Here is a 16,355-nt window from a genome sequence, read left to right as displayed (position 1 = left end):
AAGTTTGTCCAACACGATGTTGGTTACTTAGTCATTATCGCAGGATGCGATGTTTTTTAGACCGGGTTCCTTTTTATTAGCATGAGTCTTCTGTAGCTGTTGCTACAAAAAGATTTTGCTCCTACGGTTACTCACCGCAGTAAACATCGCTGAAAGAAGTTAACCAATTTTATAATTTAAATTTCTCTATTTCTGTGATAACGTCTTTTGAAGTAGTATCGAGCTGTTCTACTACCTCGCTTAATTTTTCAACCATATCTACTTGGATATCGATTGATTGTGCCACTTCCTGTGTTTGCGTCGTTGTATTAGTGACAAGTTGGTTCATATCTTCAGCAGATGCTAATATCTCCTCAGAACTTGCCGACATTTGCTCTATAACCGCAGAGTTTTCCTGAATATTGTTATTTACTCTCAGAACAGATTGTAAAATACTTTCTAGGTTTTCACCGATAGCTGTAACTGCTAAACTTCCCTCTTTTACCTCTTCCGTACTTACAGCCATTTCACTTAAAGCACGCTCTGCAATTTCTAAAAAGCTTTGTAAATGATGGTGAATATCGTCCGCGGAAGTTCGCGACATCTCTGCTAATTTACGTACCTCATCTGCAACAACAGCAAAGCCTTTACCTGCCTCTCCTGCTCTTGCTGCTTCAATTGCCGCATTTAATGCAAGTAAATTAGTTTGATCGGCAATGCTTGTAATAACAGTTACCATTTCTTCTATTGAATGGAATCGTGCTCCCATTTCGCGTACTTGCTCTGACGTCCTTACAACTGAAGACTCTACATTATGAATTTGCTGCACCACTTGCTTTGAATTTGTCGTACTCTTTTCAACAAGCTCTGTCATATCACTTGAGGATTCTGCAATATCGCTCGTTGTATCAGCTAATCTTTGAATGCCGATTGCCATTTCACTCATCGCCTGCATAACCTCATCATTGCTAATTTGTTGCTTTCCACTGCCTTCTGCAATTTGTGTGACACTTGCAGCAATTGTGTTATTCGACTCACTTACATGATGAGCTGTCGCATTAATATCTTCAACGACCTGCTCTAAACTATTTGTTTTCGAATGAATTGTTTCAAATGTTGCTGAAAGCTGTCCCAGTGCATCTGTGAAATCTCTTGCAAATAGCGAGATTTCATTGCCATTTGACATATTGATATGAGATACTACTTCGTTAGCATCTTTAATATTGCCTTCTGCTAAATACGTTGCTGATTCCTTTAAGGATTTTAAAGGGCGCAATGCGCTATTAATATAGTAATAAAGTATAGCTAAGCCTAAAATGGAAATAAGGCTAAATATAATAACAACAGTCGGTATAATTTCTTTTGAAATTAGACTACTTACTACATCAACATAATCTGCATCTATATCTATTCCTAAATAAAAAGCTACCTCACCATTTGCATCTTTTACGGGAATTGTTCCGGAAATAAATTGCCCAAACTCGCTTTCGATTACATCTGTATAATAGTAACCATCTTCCAAAGCTCGCAAAAGATCTGCATTGGATGTCGCACTTGATTCACTGCTAATAGTAGCTGCATTTTCATGGTCATCCGCCGGCATGCCATCCACTAAAAAGACGCCATTACCTTCTTTTCCATTTGTAGGTGCAGCAAATGTATATGCATATAATACGCCGTTCTTTTCACGCAAATCATTTAATTGCTCACGTAATCTCCAATATAATTCATTTTCTTGCGGTGAATTCGCTAGTTGCTTATAGCCTTCAACATCCATATATTGAGCCATATTTTGTGCTACTGTCACACTATGTTCTCCTAATGTTGCCTTTACAGATTTCTTCGTGTTGTAGCTCATCATAAAAATATTAGAGACAATTAGCACAATAAATACTGCAATAATAATTGCTATAATTCGGCTCGCTAATCTATTTGTTCGTTTCATAAGTAGTCTCCTTTCATATTTTTTTATAGTTAATCAATATTGTGGCTTATTTCGACAAATTTCACAATAGCAAAAAAAACTTGCATTTCAACCTTTCACAATAAGGCAATGAAAAAGACCGCCAAAAAAGTAATTACTTTCTTGACAGCCTTAATCTCTATATCACATATCCGTTAAAAAGCTTTGCTAACAAAAAGATGCCACAGTAAAGCTATAAGACGCTTATTTTCTATTCACCTAAATCAGCGTTGTGGTAGACGCGTTGCACATCCTCTAAATCTTCAAGAGCATCAATCATTTTTTCGAATTTTACTAAATCGTCGCCTGTTAATGCTACTTCTGTCATTGGAAGCATCGTCAATTCTGCCACAGCAAATTCTTCGATACCTGCTGCTTTTAACGCTTCTTGCGTCGCATGGAATTGGTCTGGTTCTGTGTAAACGATAATCGTCCCTTCCTCATCCATAATATCACGTGCATCCAAGTCTGCTTCCATTAGAATTTCTAGTATTTCGTCCTCTGTTTTGCCTTCAACACCAAATACGGCTGTGCTTTGGAACATATGCGCCGCTGAGCCACTTACACCCATATTACCACTATTTTTCCCAAATGCCGCACGCACCTCAGAAGCAGTGCGATTGACGTTGTTCGTTAAAGCGTCAACAATGACCATTGTGCCACCTACGCCGAACCCTTCATAGCGTAACTCATCAAATTGCTCATCTCCGCCGCCCTTTGCTTTTTCAATTGCCTTTTCAATAATATGCTTCGGTACAGAATACGTTTTTGCACGCTCTAAAACCGTTTTTAATGCACGATTAGATTCTGGATTTGGTTCGCCAGATTTTGCCGCAACATAAATTTCACGACCAAATTTCGCATAAATACGGCTATTCGCTGCGTCCTTCCCTGCTTTTTTATCCTTAATATTATTCCATTTACGCCCCATCAGATTCACTCTCTTTCAATCATATCTAAATTCATTTATGAAACGAAATAATGTTTTAACTTATTTATTATACATAATAAGTAAAGAAATTTAAAATACTGCGTTTCATATTATGCTATAAATTTGTTGCATTAAATGTGTCTCCGCCCTGCAATGTACCATTTTTATAGCCATTCGTAAACCAGCGCATACGTTGCTCGCTCGTACCATGTGTGAAGCTTTCTGGCACCACATAACCACGTGCCTGCATTTGCAATGTGTCATCTCCTATAGCATTTGCGGCGGTTAATGCCTCTGCAAAATCGCCTTCTTCTAAGTAGCCTTTGTTTTGCACATGATGCGCCCACACACCCGCTAAATAATCAGCCTGTAATTCAAGGCGCTTCACCTGCTCATTGTATTCTGCATTTGAAACTTTGCCATTTAATGAATGTACTTTTTGGGAATAGCCTAATAACGTTTGTACATGGTGACCTACCTCATGTGCAATCACATATGCCATCGCAAAATCTCCGGGTGCTTTAAAACGATTTTTCAATTCACTATAGAAGCTTAAGTCGATATACAGTTTATAGTCAGCTGGACAGTAAAATGGTCCGACTGCAGCGCTTTGCAAACCACAGCCCGAGCTAACGCTATCCGTAAATAACACGAGTGTTGGATTTTTATAAGTCATGTCATTGCTTGCAAAAATTTGCGCCCATACATCCTCGGTATCTGCAAGCACAACTGCTACAAATTCTGCCAGCTCCTCCTCCTCACGACTTGGTGTGTATTCCTCTGTCATTTGTCCGTTTTGTGTAATGCTTTTCGTTACAGTGTTTAATACATCACCAGCATCTCCACCACTAATCAATGTATAAATAATGACAATAATAATTCCAACACCACCTAGGCCACCGCCAACTTTTCCAGCACTCATCCCCCGGCGGTCCTCAACATTGCTGCTTTTCCGCCTTCCTTTAACATCCATAATTTATCCCTCCTCCGACATATCCTTTGCTCTATTTGTACCCTTTTTTAAAGAATTATAACGATAATAAGATACTCATTTTATCGTGTCATTTGAAAATAGATTTATAAATAACAACAAAATAGCTGATGCCAATAAGAGTACACTGGAAAAAAAGCCGATTCACACCAAAACCTTCAGTGTAAATCGACTTATATTTTGGCTACTAGCTCTTCTGCATATCTGCTAAAACCTTCTCCAACAATGCCTCACAGCCCTCTAAGCAAAGATTATATGTTTCTTGAAAATCGCCTGTATACCACGGGTCTGGTACATCTTTTTGATGTGCAGTTAAATCTAAGAAACGGAAAATCTTTGCATCATTTGGCTGTTTAAGCATTTTACGAATATTGTCCACATTGCTTATATCCATTCCAACAATATAATCAAAATCCGCAAAGTCACCAATTTTTAGTTGGCGACATTGCATCCCTGTTGTTGCAATACCATATTCAGCTAACTTTGCCTGTGTTCCCTTATGTGGCGGTTCACCGACATGCCAATTACTTGTACCTGCTGAATCCACTGTAATTTGCTCACTTAAACCACGCTTCATCAGTAAATCGCGCATAACAGCCTCTGCCATAGGTGACCTACAAATATTGCCTAAGCATACAAATAATATCCGCACCCACTGAGCACCACCCTATATTTTTGCTTGTAATTCTTCTGTTAGACGCTGAAACTCCTGCTCTAAAAACTTCGTCGCCTCATCGCGAGCTTCTTTACCGCTCTCTACTGTAAAAGGCTTACCATAAATTAAATAGCCCTTTTGGCGTTTCAATACCTCACCTACATTACGTGGACCGATATAAGCAGCTGGTACAATTTGCGTCTTCGCTAGCTGGGCAATCGTTACTGCCCCCTGCTTTAAATCATTATTTTCCGTAGAACGCGTGCCGCTTGGGAAAATCCCGACAACTTTGCCTTCCTTAATAAGCTGTCGTGGAATTTTAATAACACTTGGTCCTGGATTATCTCGGTCCACTGGAAAAGCATTTAATTTGTCAATTAACCAACCAAGCCCTTTCATTTCAAACAACTGCTTTTTCGCCATAAAATGAATTTCGCGAGGATACACGGATACACCTAAATTAATAATATCAATATAACCGGTATGCGTACACGCAATGACAAAGCCCCCGTCCTTAGGTAAATTCCCTGCATCGTAAACCTTCGCCTTTGCACCATTTATTTTCAAAATTACCTTACAAATATTCGCTGCTAATTTATACACATCATTGCCCTACCTTATTTTTTAATACTTTTATTTTAATAAAAAAGAGGCGTACTTTCAATTAAGTGTATTGTTTTGCGATGTCCTGTACTAAATTTTCTAGCCAGCTATCAAGTTTTGAAAACTGAAAGCCTGCCGCTGCTGCTTTATCATTTTTCATATACCATGATTTAGGGACAGCATACGGCGAACGTATTTCATCATCACCCAAAAGTGCGATTTTTGCCCGTTTGCCTGTAACCCGCTCGACTAAGGTCATTAATGCCTGTAACGTCACAGCCCCCGTTGCCGTCGCATTAAAAGGCCCTTCTATAGTCGCTTGCCCAGCCCATAATAAAAATCTTGCTGCCTCATCCGCTTGAATAAAGGACATTTCAGCATCCATATTAACAAAGCCAATCGGTTCTTCTTGCGCTACCCGCTTCACATGAAAGTGTAATCGCTCCGTATAATCATCGACACCCATAACAATTGGAAAACGCACTGCTACAATTGGAAATTCAGCATATTTAAAAAATACAGCCTCGGCTTGACGCTTGCCCTCTCCATAAGTGAAATCTGCCGAATCCCCCATACGAATCGTATAATTATATGGGTCAAAGTCATGCTCAACTTTGACATTGCCATCAATTTCATATGTTGATAGAGTTGATGTGAAAACAAGCTTCCCAATTTTCCCGTTAAATATATCACAAAAAGCCTTCGCCTCATTTGGAGAGTAGCAAATATTATCGTATACAATATCAAACATGCGATTTTCCATAAATGACTGTAAATCAGGCTCTTTTGTTCGATCGACAATGACATGCTCCACCTTGTCCCCAAATGGGTTACTTGAATTTCCTCGCGTTATAATTGTCACTTGATGTCCTTCAGCTATTAAAAGCTCAACTAATTTACGACCGAAAAATCGCGTTCCACCTAATACTAAAATATTTTTCATACAATACTCCCCCCTTGTTATACTTCCCCAACTAAAATATCCACATCTATCGTAATTTGTGGCAACTCCACTGCCGCTATATTTTCAATATGCCAACCCATAGGTGTCATTTGCAATAGCTTTGGTGCAAGCTCTGTTGCTAATGGCACTGTGTAAGTAATACGCTGCACATTTACTTTAGCAAAGCTTTCTTTAAATCGTTCGACTGTCTGTGCATTAGAGTAGCTTTCTTTTTCAGAATCAGCAAATGCTTGGACGCGTATCTCTTTTAAATAATCTGTCTGTGGCACGACTTTAATTACTTTGCCATTTGGGTTAAGCAGGCGTTTAAATTCCTCATAATTAGCTGGTGACAAAATATTTAAAATTGTCGTAAAGCTTTCTGACTGAAATGGACTATTTGCCAAATCACCGACACACCATATTTTTTCGCTATAAAATTTCGCAGCAGCTAAAATACCTTCCTTCGCAATATCGATACCAACACCAAGTGCATTCGGTAACTGTGTACAAATTCGTGCTAAGTGCGAGCCTTCACCACAGCCTGTATCTAAAATCCGTTGCTCACCAGTTAGTAAATCTGCAATTGCCTGCTGTAGCGGGTCATAAAGACCGCTCGCAATCACCTGCTGACGCGCTTCAAATAATTCTTTGCTATACATTGATACTACTGGTTTTGTCATAAAATTCATATAGCCCTGCTTTGCCATATCAAATGAATGTTTATTCACACAACTCATAGTTCCCGTATCATTTAGTTGCATTTCCATCTGACAAAATGGACATGCAAATATGCTAATATATTGCTTTATATAATAAATACTTGCTTCCTTTTTTGATAATTGTTTCATCATCTTCTCCTGCAATCTTTTTCTCTATTGTACAGGAAATTGTTTTGAAAAGAAGGTCGATTTGCTTCTTTCCAAAAGCCAAATTCAGCTATTTTTTGCAAACGACTATTTTGTTTCATACTTTTAAGCAAAATCTTATCAGCTAGTCGCGTTGAGCATTACCAACTATCCCATTTTGTCTTTAGCAAGCCAATTTCCTTTAGTAAACTAACCATTAGTCTATCTTTTTCGCCCTGTAACGCTTCATCAGTACAAGCCGAGTGAGATGCATAGTTTAATTTTTTCGCTTCTCCTAATGTGGATTCTTCAAGAAAATTTGTCGCATTGGCATCCTCAAAGCATTGAGGTGCAATATATGTTTTAATCGTATGCTCTAAAATAACTCTAGTATGTGCAGATGGAAGAGTTTCTCTAGGTATAATGAAACTTATTAAAATAACAACAATAATTAAAGCAGTAAGCATGGCTACTCCTCTACTTTTTTTCAATCGCATAAACTCACTCCTTAAATAGCAATTTTATATCTTTAATCATTTCTTCATACGGCACATTAAGCCCATTGTAATCCTTAATAACGATGCCATCTTCATTAATCAAATAAAAAGATGTGCCATGTATTACTTGTGTGTCATCAGCAGGCTTTCTAGCAATCGTTTTAAAGTTTTCTAATGCAAACTGTTCGATTGTTTCTTGTGAATAACCTGTTAATAAGCTCCAGCTAGTTAAATCTGCACCATAGCTTAAAGCATATTCTTTTAAAACTTCTGGCGTGTCTATTTCTGGGTCAACACTAAAAGACACTAATTCTACATCCAAGTTCTCCTCATGAAGTTTTTCTTGTAGCTCAGTCATATTCGCCATCATCGGGAGGCAAACTGTCGCACAATTTGTAAACACAAAATCGGCTACCCATATCTTGCCTTTTAAATCCGCTAATCCAAACTCCTGATTTTCTTGATTTGTGAATATAAACTCTTTTAACTCCCAATTAAGCGGATTTTTCACTTGCTGACTACAGCCTAGCAATAAAATAGTTAATAGAAATACTGAAACTAATAATTTTTTTGGCAATATTTTCACTACCTTTCATTCAAATAAGTTACACCTCGGCGTAAGTGTGTTTAAATTTCTTTGAGCTAATAGGTGGAAGTTAACCTCCTAAAACCGTCATGACCTGTGACATTCGCCGCAAGACGCGATGTGCTTAGGCTGAGTCCTTCTTTGTCAGCCTGTGTCCTGTCGCCTTCCGAAAGAAGTCAAACACTAATTAAGCATTCGTATAGAAATTGGCGTTATTCTATATCTGTCGTCTTTAGTCATTTTGCTTTCACAATGTGAGGAAAGCGAGGCCCACGTTTAGTCTTGACGCTGTTGAAATGTCAAAAATTTATACCTTTTTATTCTTTAAAAATCTGGTAAATCAAGGTGGCTAACATCATCATAAGTATTGGTCATTGCCAATCGAGATGTCAATGTGAGCTAGCCTTATTTCACTTTTTCTTCTATCATATAACACACATATAACACATTTTATAAACATTTTTGACACTTTTGAAATAAAAAAGGCTATCCGAAAAGGTGTTCCTTTTCAGATAGCCTTGACTCCTATAATCAATTACGCCTCGGTGTAATTACATCCGGATTTTTTCAAGCTGTTTCTATTGCTAAATGCGTGGCAGTCCTTCTATCCTTCAATACATCATATGCTGCCTGTATATTTTCTGGAGAGATTAGCTCCTCTTGTCCTCGGAATTGAGCAATCCAGCCTTTTAAATCTTTTGTCTTCAATACATCTACTTTTGTAGAGTGCAACTCAATTTTTTGGAAGGAGCACTCATTTGTAAAAATAACGATTGTCTTATATGCATCTGCCTGTATAGTCGGCAGCAAATCACGTAATTGATAAGTATAGCGCTGCGTTAGATGGATTGGATTTGGGAAAGATTCCTTTTTTCCCTTATATAGTAGCTGTGTCCATTCAATATCCTGTTCGCGTCCAGCAATCCAACCTTTTTTCTGTTCAACATTTACTATATAAACCCCTGTGGAGTGCATAATAATGGCATCTACAGGCTGTTCATTTGGAACTAGCTGAACATCAAATAAAATATCATACTTTTCTTGTGTGGCCTTTAATTCCTCTGTCAATTTATATAGTGAGCGAACTCTACTATTACTTAATACTTCGAAAATAGAATATGATGTCGCTTTACTAAACAAAGAATCATCATATTTATAAATAACAATCATGACTAAACTAATTAATAAAAAACCAAATAGTAGCATCCAAAACATTTAGCGTGTCACCCCATGTATCAATCGTCTATTACTGTCATTGTAACAAACTTACAACTACTTGACTACGCACCATTCGAACTATAGCAGCCAATTATTTTTGTGCAATCGTAATGCTGCCTAGCTCCGTTTTTAATTTAACAAGATTTTCCCCTGTACCATAAACAATACGCTTGCCACTTTCGCCATAAACAGAAATCTTACCGAGCTCTGATTTTGCTTCAACTGTAGCGTTATCAATCGCATTCTTTGTTAAAACATCTATTCTACCTACGCTTGTTTTTAGCTTTAGCGGCTTCGTGATGCTTTCGACATCCATATTAATTTTGCCAGCCTCAGAGCGCGCATCAATTTCCCCCTGAATATTAATTAAATCTACACGTCCGGCTTCAGACTTCACATTCCAAGTTTCTGCAATGCTATTTTCAATAATAACTTTTCCTGCTTCACTTTTTACAATAGCTGTCGTTGCGTGAACAGATTGAAGCTCTGCTTTGCCAACACTCGACTTTACATTTAACTCCCCAGCTAAAACATTTTTCAACATTGCCTTGCCGACAGTTGTATGACATTTAATTTCTTTAGCCTGTAGCCTTTCTATAACAGAGCCACCAATTTCATTTTTAATCACGATGCTTTGATACAGCTTTTCTGGTACATAAATCATTGCAGTAGCTGCGCTTTCTGTATTAAAGTTAAAATTAATTTTCAAGCCAAAAATTTTAAATGTACTTTCAGCCCGTTCAATTTTTACGGTTAATGTGTTATTAACAATTTCTACATCCGTTGTATATTGCTCACCTTTACTTTTCACTTCCGTATAAAATCTACCCGTCGGAGACGGTAATAGCTGTATAGAGGCAAGCTCACTATCAATTTTAATATGATCAAACGCCTCCTCCTTCACAACATTCGCTGTTTGTACAAACTCCTGCTCAGAATAAGCCTTCAATATTTCCTCGGCTAATTCATTTATATCACCTAATGAGTCAATCATTTCCTCGATTGCTTTTCCTTCTGCCTGACCGCTTGCAAAATATTCCTTGAAATCCCGAATGATATCTTGACGCTCATTATTATTTAACTTTGCTAACGCTTGCTCTAGCTGGCTCAAAAATTGTTGTTCCATTATTATTGTTCCCCCTTATTTACTAAATCGTTTACCGCCTGATAAAATTGTTGCCACTCCAACTTTTGTGTGTCTAGCTGTTCCTTCCCTGCACTAGTTAACTGATAATACTTTCTCGCAGGTCCTTCTGTCGATTCCATCATATACGTTGTAAAATAACCTTCCGCAGTTAGCCTGCGAAGTAACGGATAAACCGCTCCTTCAGAAATATCGATTTTGCTAGAAATCGCTTGTACAAGCTCATAGCCATACATATCACGCTTTTCCAACAATGCAAGCACACATAAATTCAGTACACCCTTTTTAAACTGTGGATTCACTTCGCTCCCCCTCCACTATTATTTATTAATTAGTAGTATAGCATTTACTATTATTCAATGCAAGGTACTAATTTAAAAATAATAGAGGTGTCCAAACAGCAGTGCTTCGCCTGCTGCTTGGACGCCCCCTTTCGGATTTAGCAAATGAAAAAGGAAATTTACGCCACAAACCTTATGACAAATCGACTTTTCAGTGCCTTCCTTTTGAAATGTCCTATTTTACAGTTCTCAATGATTTCATGCTTTTTTTGAATGTCCATAGTAGCAAAACACTTGCAACAGCAATGCTCGCGGATAAATAGTACGTCTTCCCACCACTAGCTGTCAGTAACCAAGTAAAGAATAACGGTCCGATAATGCGCCCTAAACTGTCCATTGAATAAACAACTCCTGCTGCTGTACCATACATTCCCCCTGATTCCTTTGAGGCTAGCGATGTATTCAAAGTGCGGGCAAGTGCATTACCTGCCGTAAAGACACAAAGAGCTGCCCCTGCAAAAAATAAGCTATTCGTAAACGGCAGCATGAATAGACCAATTGCTGTAATAATTTGTGCAGCCATCAACCACTTTGGCTCATGCCCATCTTTCACTTTGCGAACAACCATTCCTTGAATAAAAAAGTCGACAAAGCCACTAAATAAAAACAGCGAGCCAATTTGTGCAGATGTAATTTGAATTGCATCCATTTGGAAGAGCTGCAATGTCGATTCAACACCTGCTAACAAAAATGTCACTACAAATGAAAAGATAAATAAATATCGAATGCGGTAGCCAAATAGCTTGCCAGCAGCCATTGGAATAATTGCACGCCCCTCTGTTTTACGGTACGTATCTGGCTCTTTTAATACGGCTAATGCATAGAAAAACAGGGCGAAAATTAATATTGCCGATACTGTAAACGGCATCCGAATACTTATTTCACCAAGTAAACCACCGATTGCTGGTCCGAAAATAAAGCCTAGACCAATAGACATCCCCATAAAGCCCATATATTTATTACGGTTATCTTCATTAGAAATATCTCCAATAAAACCTGTTACAGCTGTATATAAAGCTCCAGAAAACAAACCACCAACAATGCGAGAAGCATAGAGCATTGGCAGTGAATGGATAAACACCGAAACAAGCATAAAGCTTAAGCTAAAGCCAAGTAAGCCGACTAATATTAATTTTTTGCGCCCTACTTTATCAGATAAACGCCCCCATAAAGGAGCTGTAAAAAAGCTAGCAAGTGAATAAATCGTCAACAAGCCACCAACATGCATCGGATGAAAATCTTGCTTCACAATGACCTCTGGTAAAACAGGAATAATTAAACCAAATCCTACATAAACGAAAAATTGCACAGATACGAGCAAAAGAATAGCTTTATTCATTATGTTTTCTCCTTCTATCAATTCCACTTACATCAATGACCCTTAAATTTTAGACTAAATTACTTTCGACGAATTGAATAAGTTTTTTATAATCCTTTAAATGGCGATTACAGTATGCCGCGTCAGCACAAATGTACTGACTATATGATTTATAAGCATCCGCTTGTCCTTTTACCTTTGCTGTAAAAAGATGAACATTTGAATGCTCGTTGCAAATCGCACAAACTCCCTTCGTATTTGCATCGCTAATTGTCCCTCTCAAGCCTATAAAATCATTCTCATGCTCAATAATAATATATTGGCGGTGTGTACCGGAATCCTGCCATGATAAGTAGCTTATGCCTCTCCAATCAATTTTGCTCAAATTTGGCATTTTAAGCTTCTTTTCTTTTTTAAACAGCTTTTCAATATCCTGTTCAGAAATTTGCTTAAATGGAATCGTATATATTTGTAGGTTTTCAATAAATAATGTTACATCTAGACGATCATCTACTGTTTCAATAGCTTTTCGCAACGTTTCTTGATTTTCTACAAATGGCATTTTTTCATTCAATGCTACTATAGCAAGCTCTCTAACTGTCGACAATATATTCATATCCTTTGATGAGGCTTTGGCGTTTACTATTTTCACTAATTGCTGTTCAATTAAACGAACTTCCGCAACAGTTAAAAATGGAGTCATCATTCTAACACTTCCTTTATTAAAAAATCTTATTATTACACTAACACGAACTATTTATTTTAACATGCTATATCCTATTATATAATAACAGTAGCGTACTTAAAGTGAGGTTTTTTTACATGCAAACAAAGACAATCGACATTTCCGCATATGTTGAAGCTGGCAATATTATTTGTCCCCAGCTAGCAATTCCCTATAAACAGGCTTTTATAATGGGTATTTATACAGACCAAGCTAAAATACAACATGTACTAAAGGCCTTTATGAAACAGCCAAATACGTATATTCATTTAAAAGATGACAGTCTTTATGAGCGTTTAACAGTGAAGGAGCATGTCGCGTTCTTCAAAAAGCTGTTCAACTCAACTGAATCAGTCGAAGAATTATTACAGCTTATTAACCTATTTGATTGCCAGAATATTAAGATAGATAAGCTTTCAAATAGCAATCGTCAATTACTTCATTTCTTAAAGCTTTATTTAACACCTGCCTCCATCGTTGTAATTGAAGAACCCCTTCAGAACATGGAAGATTTTTCAAAACAATTAATTGTTCAATTATTTGAAAAAATGGCACAGAAAATGATTTTATTACTTTCTAATAATTTAGAGGATTTATTTATTTCCTGTCATGAAACAAGTCGCTTGGATGCAGATGGTTTGCGATTATTGGATGTTGTAGGACAAGATATAGCACCAAATGACACAGCCGTATTCTCTCCAATAAAGATTGAAAAAATCCCAACAAAGAAAAATGACAAAATTATTTTATTTAATCCACCTGAAATTGACTATATAGAAAGTGTGGAAGGAGAAGTATCAATTTATGTGGCTGGGGAGGCATATCCCTGTTCATTAACTTTAACAGAGCTTGAGCAACGACTTTTACCTCTTGGCTTTTTCCGATGCCACCGCTCCTATATTGTCAATTTACAAAAGGTGCGTGAAATTATTACATGGACTAAAAATAGCTATAGCTTATCCATTCATACAACAACTAAAACTACGGTACCTTTATCTAAAAACAAGCTTGCCTCTTTAAAAGAGCTTATCGGAATTTAGCGAATTTCCGGGGAAATAATCTGCTCCATTCAACCTTTCTATTCCTCTTATTACCCTTATTTCCCCTCCTTTCGTCATAAACTTAATGCTCATTTTCTTCCGATACATTACATTAAGAACATAACGAATACGGAGGGGAAATACAAATATGACAACGATTATTGATGTTCGTCACTTAAAAAAAGCATTCCAACAATCCAATGCTTTAGCAGATGTTACATTTTCTATTCAAAAAGGAGAAATTTTTGGCTTTCTTGGTCCTAGTGGCTCAGGTAAAACAACAACAATTAAAGTTTTAACTGCACAGCTCCATAAAGATGGTGGCGAAGCATTTGTTTTCAATATGCCTGTTAGCGCTATGCAAAAAAGTGAAAATAGGAAAAAATTCGGCATTTTAACAGATAACAGTGGTCTCTATTCACGTTTATCTATTGAAGAAAATTTAGCACTTTATTGCAAGCTGTATGATGTGCCTACAACAGCGATTAAAGAAGCCCTTGAATTTGTCAATTTATATGGAGAAAGAAAGAAAAAAGTGAGCATGCTGTCAAAAGGGATGACTCAACGCGTTTTATTAGCTAGAGCTATCTTGCATAAACCTGACCTACTATTTCTAGATGAGCCAACCTCTGCACTTGACCCTGTTAATACAGCACATATTTACAAAGGGCTACGCGCTTTAAATGAGCTTGGTACAACAATTTTTCTAACTACTCATGATATGCAGGAGGCTGAAACATTGTGCGACCGTGTAGCCTTTTTAAATAAGGGCAAAATTCAAGCAATTGGTTCACCAGCACAATTAAAAAAACAATATAGCGAGCAAACGATAACTGTTGAATTACATGATGGTACATCTCAGATTATTAAAAACGACGCACAAAATGCCCAATTGATATACGATTGGATGACAAACAATCAAATTTCGCGTATCTTTTCAAACGAACCGACTTTAGGTGATATTTTTATGCAAATTACAGGGAGTGACTTACAATGATGAACATTTCATTTACACGCATTCAAGCGATTTTCATGAAAGATTATAAGGAGTTTTCACGCAACTATGCCATTTCAGTAATGATATTTGTTCCACTTATTATGACCTTTCTCTATCGTGATATAGGGCTAGATGTAGCACAAAAGTTAATGTTCCCTCTGGCTATTACTTTCGGTATGGTTACAGCCTTTATACAGGCTGCCTTAATCGCCGAGGAAAAGGAACGCAACACATTGCGCAGTCTATTATTGTCGCCTGCTTCACTTGCAGATATTTTAATTGGTAAGAGTGCACTTGTCTCCGCTATAACAGCGATTATCATTGGACTATGCTGTTATATCATAGGCTATATGCCTAGCGCTGCTATGATAGTTGCCCTAATTTTATCAACATTATTTTATGCTGCTCTAGGAACAATTTGTGGCTTATTCGCAAAATCAACACTTGAAACAACATTCACAGTATTACCAGTAGTAATTATTTTCCCATTTGGTCCAATGCTTTTAATGTTTGCAGAGCGCTTTTCTGTATTAAATATTGCTAAATGGTTACCTAGCTCCCAATTAGCAGACTTAGCTCAAGGCGATATTTCAATACCAATTATAGGAATTTTAATATGGACAATTGCTGCTTGGGTCATTGCAATTATACTTTGCAAAAAACGCATGGTTGATTAATTGAAACTTCTGTTATAATTCAGTTGTATAGTAGAAGGAAGGTTAGCCAATGCCATTTGATTTAGATATATCACTTATTATTATTTTAATTTTCTTTGGTTTTTTAGCAGCTTTTGTTGATTCTGTTGTAGGTGGTGGGGGGCTTATTATGCTACCAGCCCTGTTATTTACGGGGCTTAGTCCTGCCTCTGCTGTAGCGACAAATAAGCTAGCAGGCACACTAGGCTCTATGACGAGCACCATTACATTTTATCGCTCTGGAATGCTTGATATTAAATCGGTCTATAAATGGTTTCCATTATCATTTTTCGGGTCCATGCTTGGTGCATGGACTGTCCATTTAATCAATCCAGAAATTTTAAAGCCATTAATGCTTGTTATGCTAGCAACTGTAGCTGTCTATACGATTTTTAAAAAGGATTGGGGACATCTTTCTACCTATAAAAGCCTGTCACCGAAAAAGCTTTTAATCTTTTTGTGCGTGCTCTTTATTATTGGCTTTTATGACGGCTTTTTAGGTCCTGGAACTGGCTCATTTTTAATTTTTGCCTTTCTTATCGTTGGCTTTGATTTTTTGAAGGCAGCAGGCAATGCAAAATTTTTAAACTTTGGTAGCAACATCGGTGGATTGCTTATGTTTATGTCACTGGGACAAGTAAATTATACATACGGTCTAATTATGGGGGTGGCACAAATTGCCGGGGCTATATGTGGCTCGAAATACGCAATAAAGCGAGGTAGCGGCTATGTCCGCATATTATTTATCATCGTTACTATTACATTGCTCGCTAAAAATGCTTATGATTTTTTAAAATAGGAAATGGGTTGTCTGAAAAGTCATTTTAAGACGTCCCCTTTGCGTAAAGGCTAGCGACAATTTATTTTGGCTAATGCAAGAAT

Annotated in this window: 18 protein-coding genes; 4 read left to right on the top strand and 14 right to left on the bottom strand. The window is 37.3% G+C overall.

Annotated features, from left to right (window positions below):
• Positions 1-169: 169 nt before the first annotated feature.
• The 14 genes from MHB51_RS13975 to MHB51_RS13910 all read right to left on the bottom strand — a co-directional run bounded on the left by MHB51_RS13975 (position 170) and on the right by MHB51_RS13910 (position 12,723).
• The gene (locus tag MHB51_RS13975) at positions 170-1,924 is read right to left on the bottom strand and encodes a methyl-accepting chemotaxis protein (protein WP_066169258.1); all 1,755 of its coding nucleotides are present in this window, start codon (positions 1,922-1,924) and stop codon (positions 170-172) included.
• Positions 1,925-2,153: 229 nt separating this feature from the next.
• The gene (locus tag MHB51_RS13970) at positions 2,154-2,873 is read right to left on the bottom strand and encodes a YebC/PmpR family DNA-binding transcriptional regulator (protein ID WP_066169260.1); all 720 of its coding nucleotides are present in this window, start codon (positions 2,871-2,873) and stop codon (positions 2,154-2,156) included.
• A 115-nt stretch (positions 2,874-2,988) separates the two neighbouring features.
• Positions 2,989-3,846, bottom strand: coding sequence for a neutral zinc metallopeptidase (locus MHB51_RS13965; protein WP_066169261.1), 858 nt, complete (start codon positions 3,844-3,846; stop codon positions 2,989-2,991).
• A 205-nt stretch (positions 3,847-4,051) separates the two neighbouring features.
• Positions 4,052-4,516, bottom strand: a complete 465-nt coding sequence (locus tag MHB51_RS13960; protein WP_342558409.1) for a low molecular weight protein-tyrosine-phosphatase — start codon at positions 4,514-4,516, stop codon at positions 4,052-4,054.
• A gap of 15 nt (positions 4,517-4,531) precedes the next feature.
• On the bottom strand, positions 4,532-5,122 hold the full coding sequence (locus MHB51_RS13955) for a lysophospholipid acyltransferase family protein (protein ID WP_066169265.1): 591 nt from the start codon (positions 5,120-5,122) through the stop codon (positions 4,532-4,534).
• 61 nt (positions 5,123-5,183) lie between these two features.
• The gene (locus MHB51_RS13950; RefSeq protein WP_066169268.1) at positions 5,184-6,065 is read right to left on the bottom strand and encodes an NAD-dependent epimerase/dehydratase family protein; all 882 of its coding nucleotides are present in this window, start codon (positions 6,063-6,065) and stop codon (positions 5,184-5,186) included.
• A gap of 17 nt (positions 6,066-6,082) precedes the next feature.
• Positions 6,083-6,916 carry a putative RNA methyltransferase gene (locus MHB51_RS13945; RefSeq protein WP_066169270.1) on the bottom strand — a complete coding sequence of 278 codons (834 nt, stop codon included), beginning with the start codon at positions 6,914-6,916 and terminating at the stop codon, positions 6,083-6,085.
• 158 nt (positions 6,917-7,074) lie between these two features.
• The gene (locus MHB51_RS13940) at positions 7,075-7,410 is read right to left on the bottom strand and encodes a hypothetical protein (protein ID WP_201261947.1); all 336 of its coding nucleotides are present in this window, start codon (positions 7,408-7,410) and stop codon (positions 7,075-7,077) included.
• Positions 7,411-7,414: 4 nt separating this feature from the next.
• On the bottom strand, positions 7,415-7,987 hold the full coding sequence (locus tag MHB51_RS13935) for an SCO family protein (protein WP_342471767.1): 573 nt from the start codon (positions 7,985-7,987) through the stop codon (positions 7,415-7,417).
• A gap of 576 nt (positions 7,988-8,563) precedes the next feature.
• On the bottom strand, positions 8,564-9,211 hold the full coding sequence (locus MHB51_RS13930) for a nuclease-related domain-containing protein (RefSeq protein WP_342471766.1): 648 nt from the start codon (positions 9,209-9,211) through the stop codon (positions 8,564-8,566).
• Between the two features lie 94 nt (positions 9,212-9,305).
• Positions 9,306-10,340: a DUF4097 family beta strand repeat-containing protein gene (locus MHB51_RS13925; RefSeq protein WP_342558408.1), complete on the bottom strand. Its 1,035-nt coding sequence runs from the start codon at positions 10,338-10,340 to the stop codon at positions 9,306-9,308.
• A 2-nt stretch (positions 10,341-10,342) separates the two neighbouring features.
• Positions 10,343-10,660 (bottom strand): PadR family transcriptional regulator, encoded by a 318-nt coding sequence (locus MHB51_RS13920; RefSeq protein ID WP_066169278.1) that lies wholly within the window; start codon positions 10,658-10,660, stop codon positions 10,343-10,345.
• 214 nt (positions 10,661-10,874) lie between these two features.
• Complete coding sequence (locus tag MHB51_RS13915; RefSeq protein WP_066169280.1) at positions 10,875-12,038, bottom strand: MFS transporter; 1,164 nt, start codon at positions 12,036-12,038, stop codon at positions 10,875-10,877.
• 49 nt (positions 12,039-12,087) lie between these two features.
• Positions 12,088-12,723, bottom strand: coding sequence for a FusB/FusC family EF-G-binding protein (locus MHB51_RS13910; protein WP_342558407.1), 636 nt, complete (start codon positions 12,721-12,723; stop codon positions 12,088-12,090).
• A 116-nt stretch (positions 12,724-12,839) separates the two neighbouring features.
• On the opposite strand from MHB51_RS13910, the gene MHB51_RS13905 reads away from it, so the two are divergent.
• From MHB51_RS13905 to MHB51_RS13890, 4 genes are all read left to right on the top strand, one after another.
• Positions 12,840-13,781 carry a LytTR family transcriptional regulator DNA-binding domain-containing protein gene (locus tag MHB51_RS13905; RefSeq protein WP_342558406.1) on the top strand — a complete coding sequence of 314 codons (942 nt, stop codon included), beginning with the start codon at positions 12,840-12,842 and terminating at the stop codon, positions 13,779-13,781.
• Positions 13,782-13,929: 148 nt separating this feature from the next.
• Positions 13,930-14,778 carry an ABC transporter ATP-binding protein gene (locus MHB51_RS13900; RefSeq protein ID WP_107943376.1) on the top strand — a complete coding sequence of 283 codons (849 nt, stop codon included), beginning with the start codon at positions 13,930-13,932 and terminating at the stop codon, positions 14,776-14,778.
• Complete coding sequence (locus MHB51_RS13895) at positions 14,775-15,455, top strand: ABC transporter permease (RefSeq protein WP_342558405.1); 681 nt, start codon at positions 14,775-14,777, stop codon at positions 15,453-15,455. The genes MHB51_RS13900 and MHB51_RS13895 overlap by 4 nt, the downstream gene beginning before the upstream one ends.
• 49 nt (positions 15,456-15,504) lie before the next feature.
• Positions 15,505-16,272, top strand: a complete 768-nt coding sequence (locus tag MHB51_RS13890) for a TSUP family transporter (protein WP_342558404.1) — start codon at positions 15,505-15,507, stop codon at positions 16,270-16,272.
• Positions 16,273-16,355 lie beyond the last annotated feature (83 nt).

Source organism: Metasolibacillus sp. FSL K6-0083, from assembly GCF_038630865.1.
In the GTDB taxonomy this organism is placed as follows: Bacteria; Bacillota; Bacilli; order Bacillales_A; family Planococcaceae; genus Metasolibacillus; species Metasolibacillus fluoroglycofenilyticus.
The sequence above is the reverse complement of the archived record's forward strand: the minus strand, read 5'-3'. Positions and strand labels throughout refer to the sequence as shown.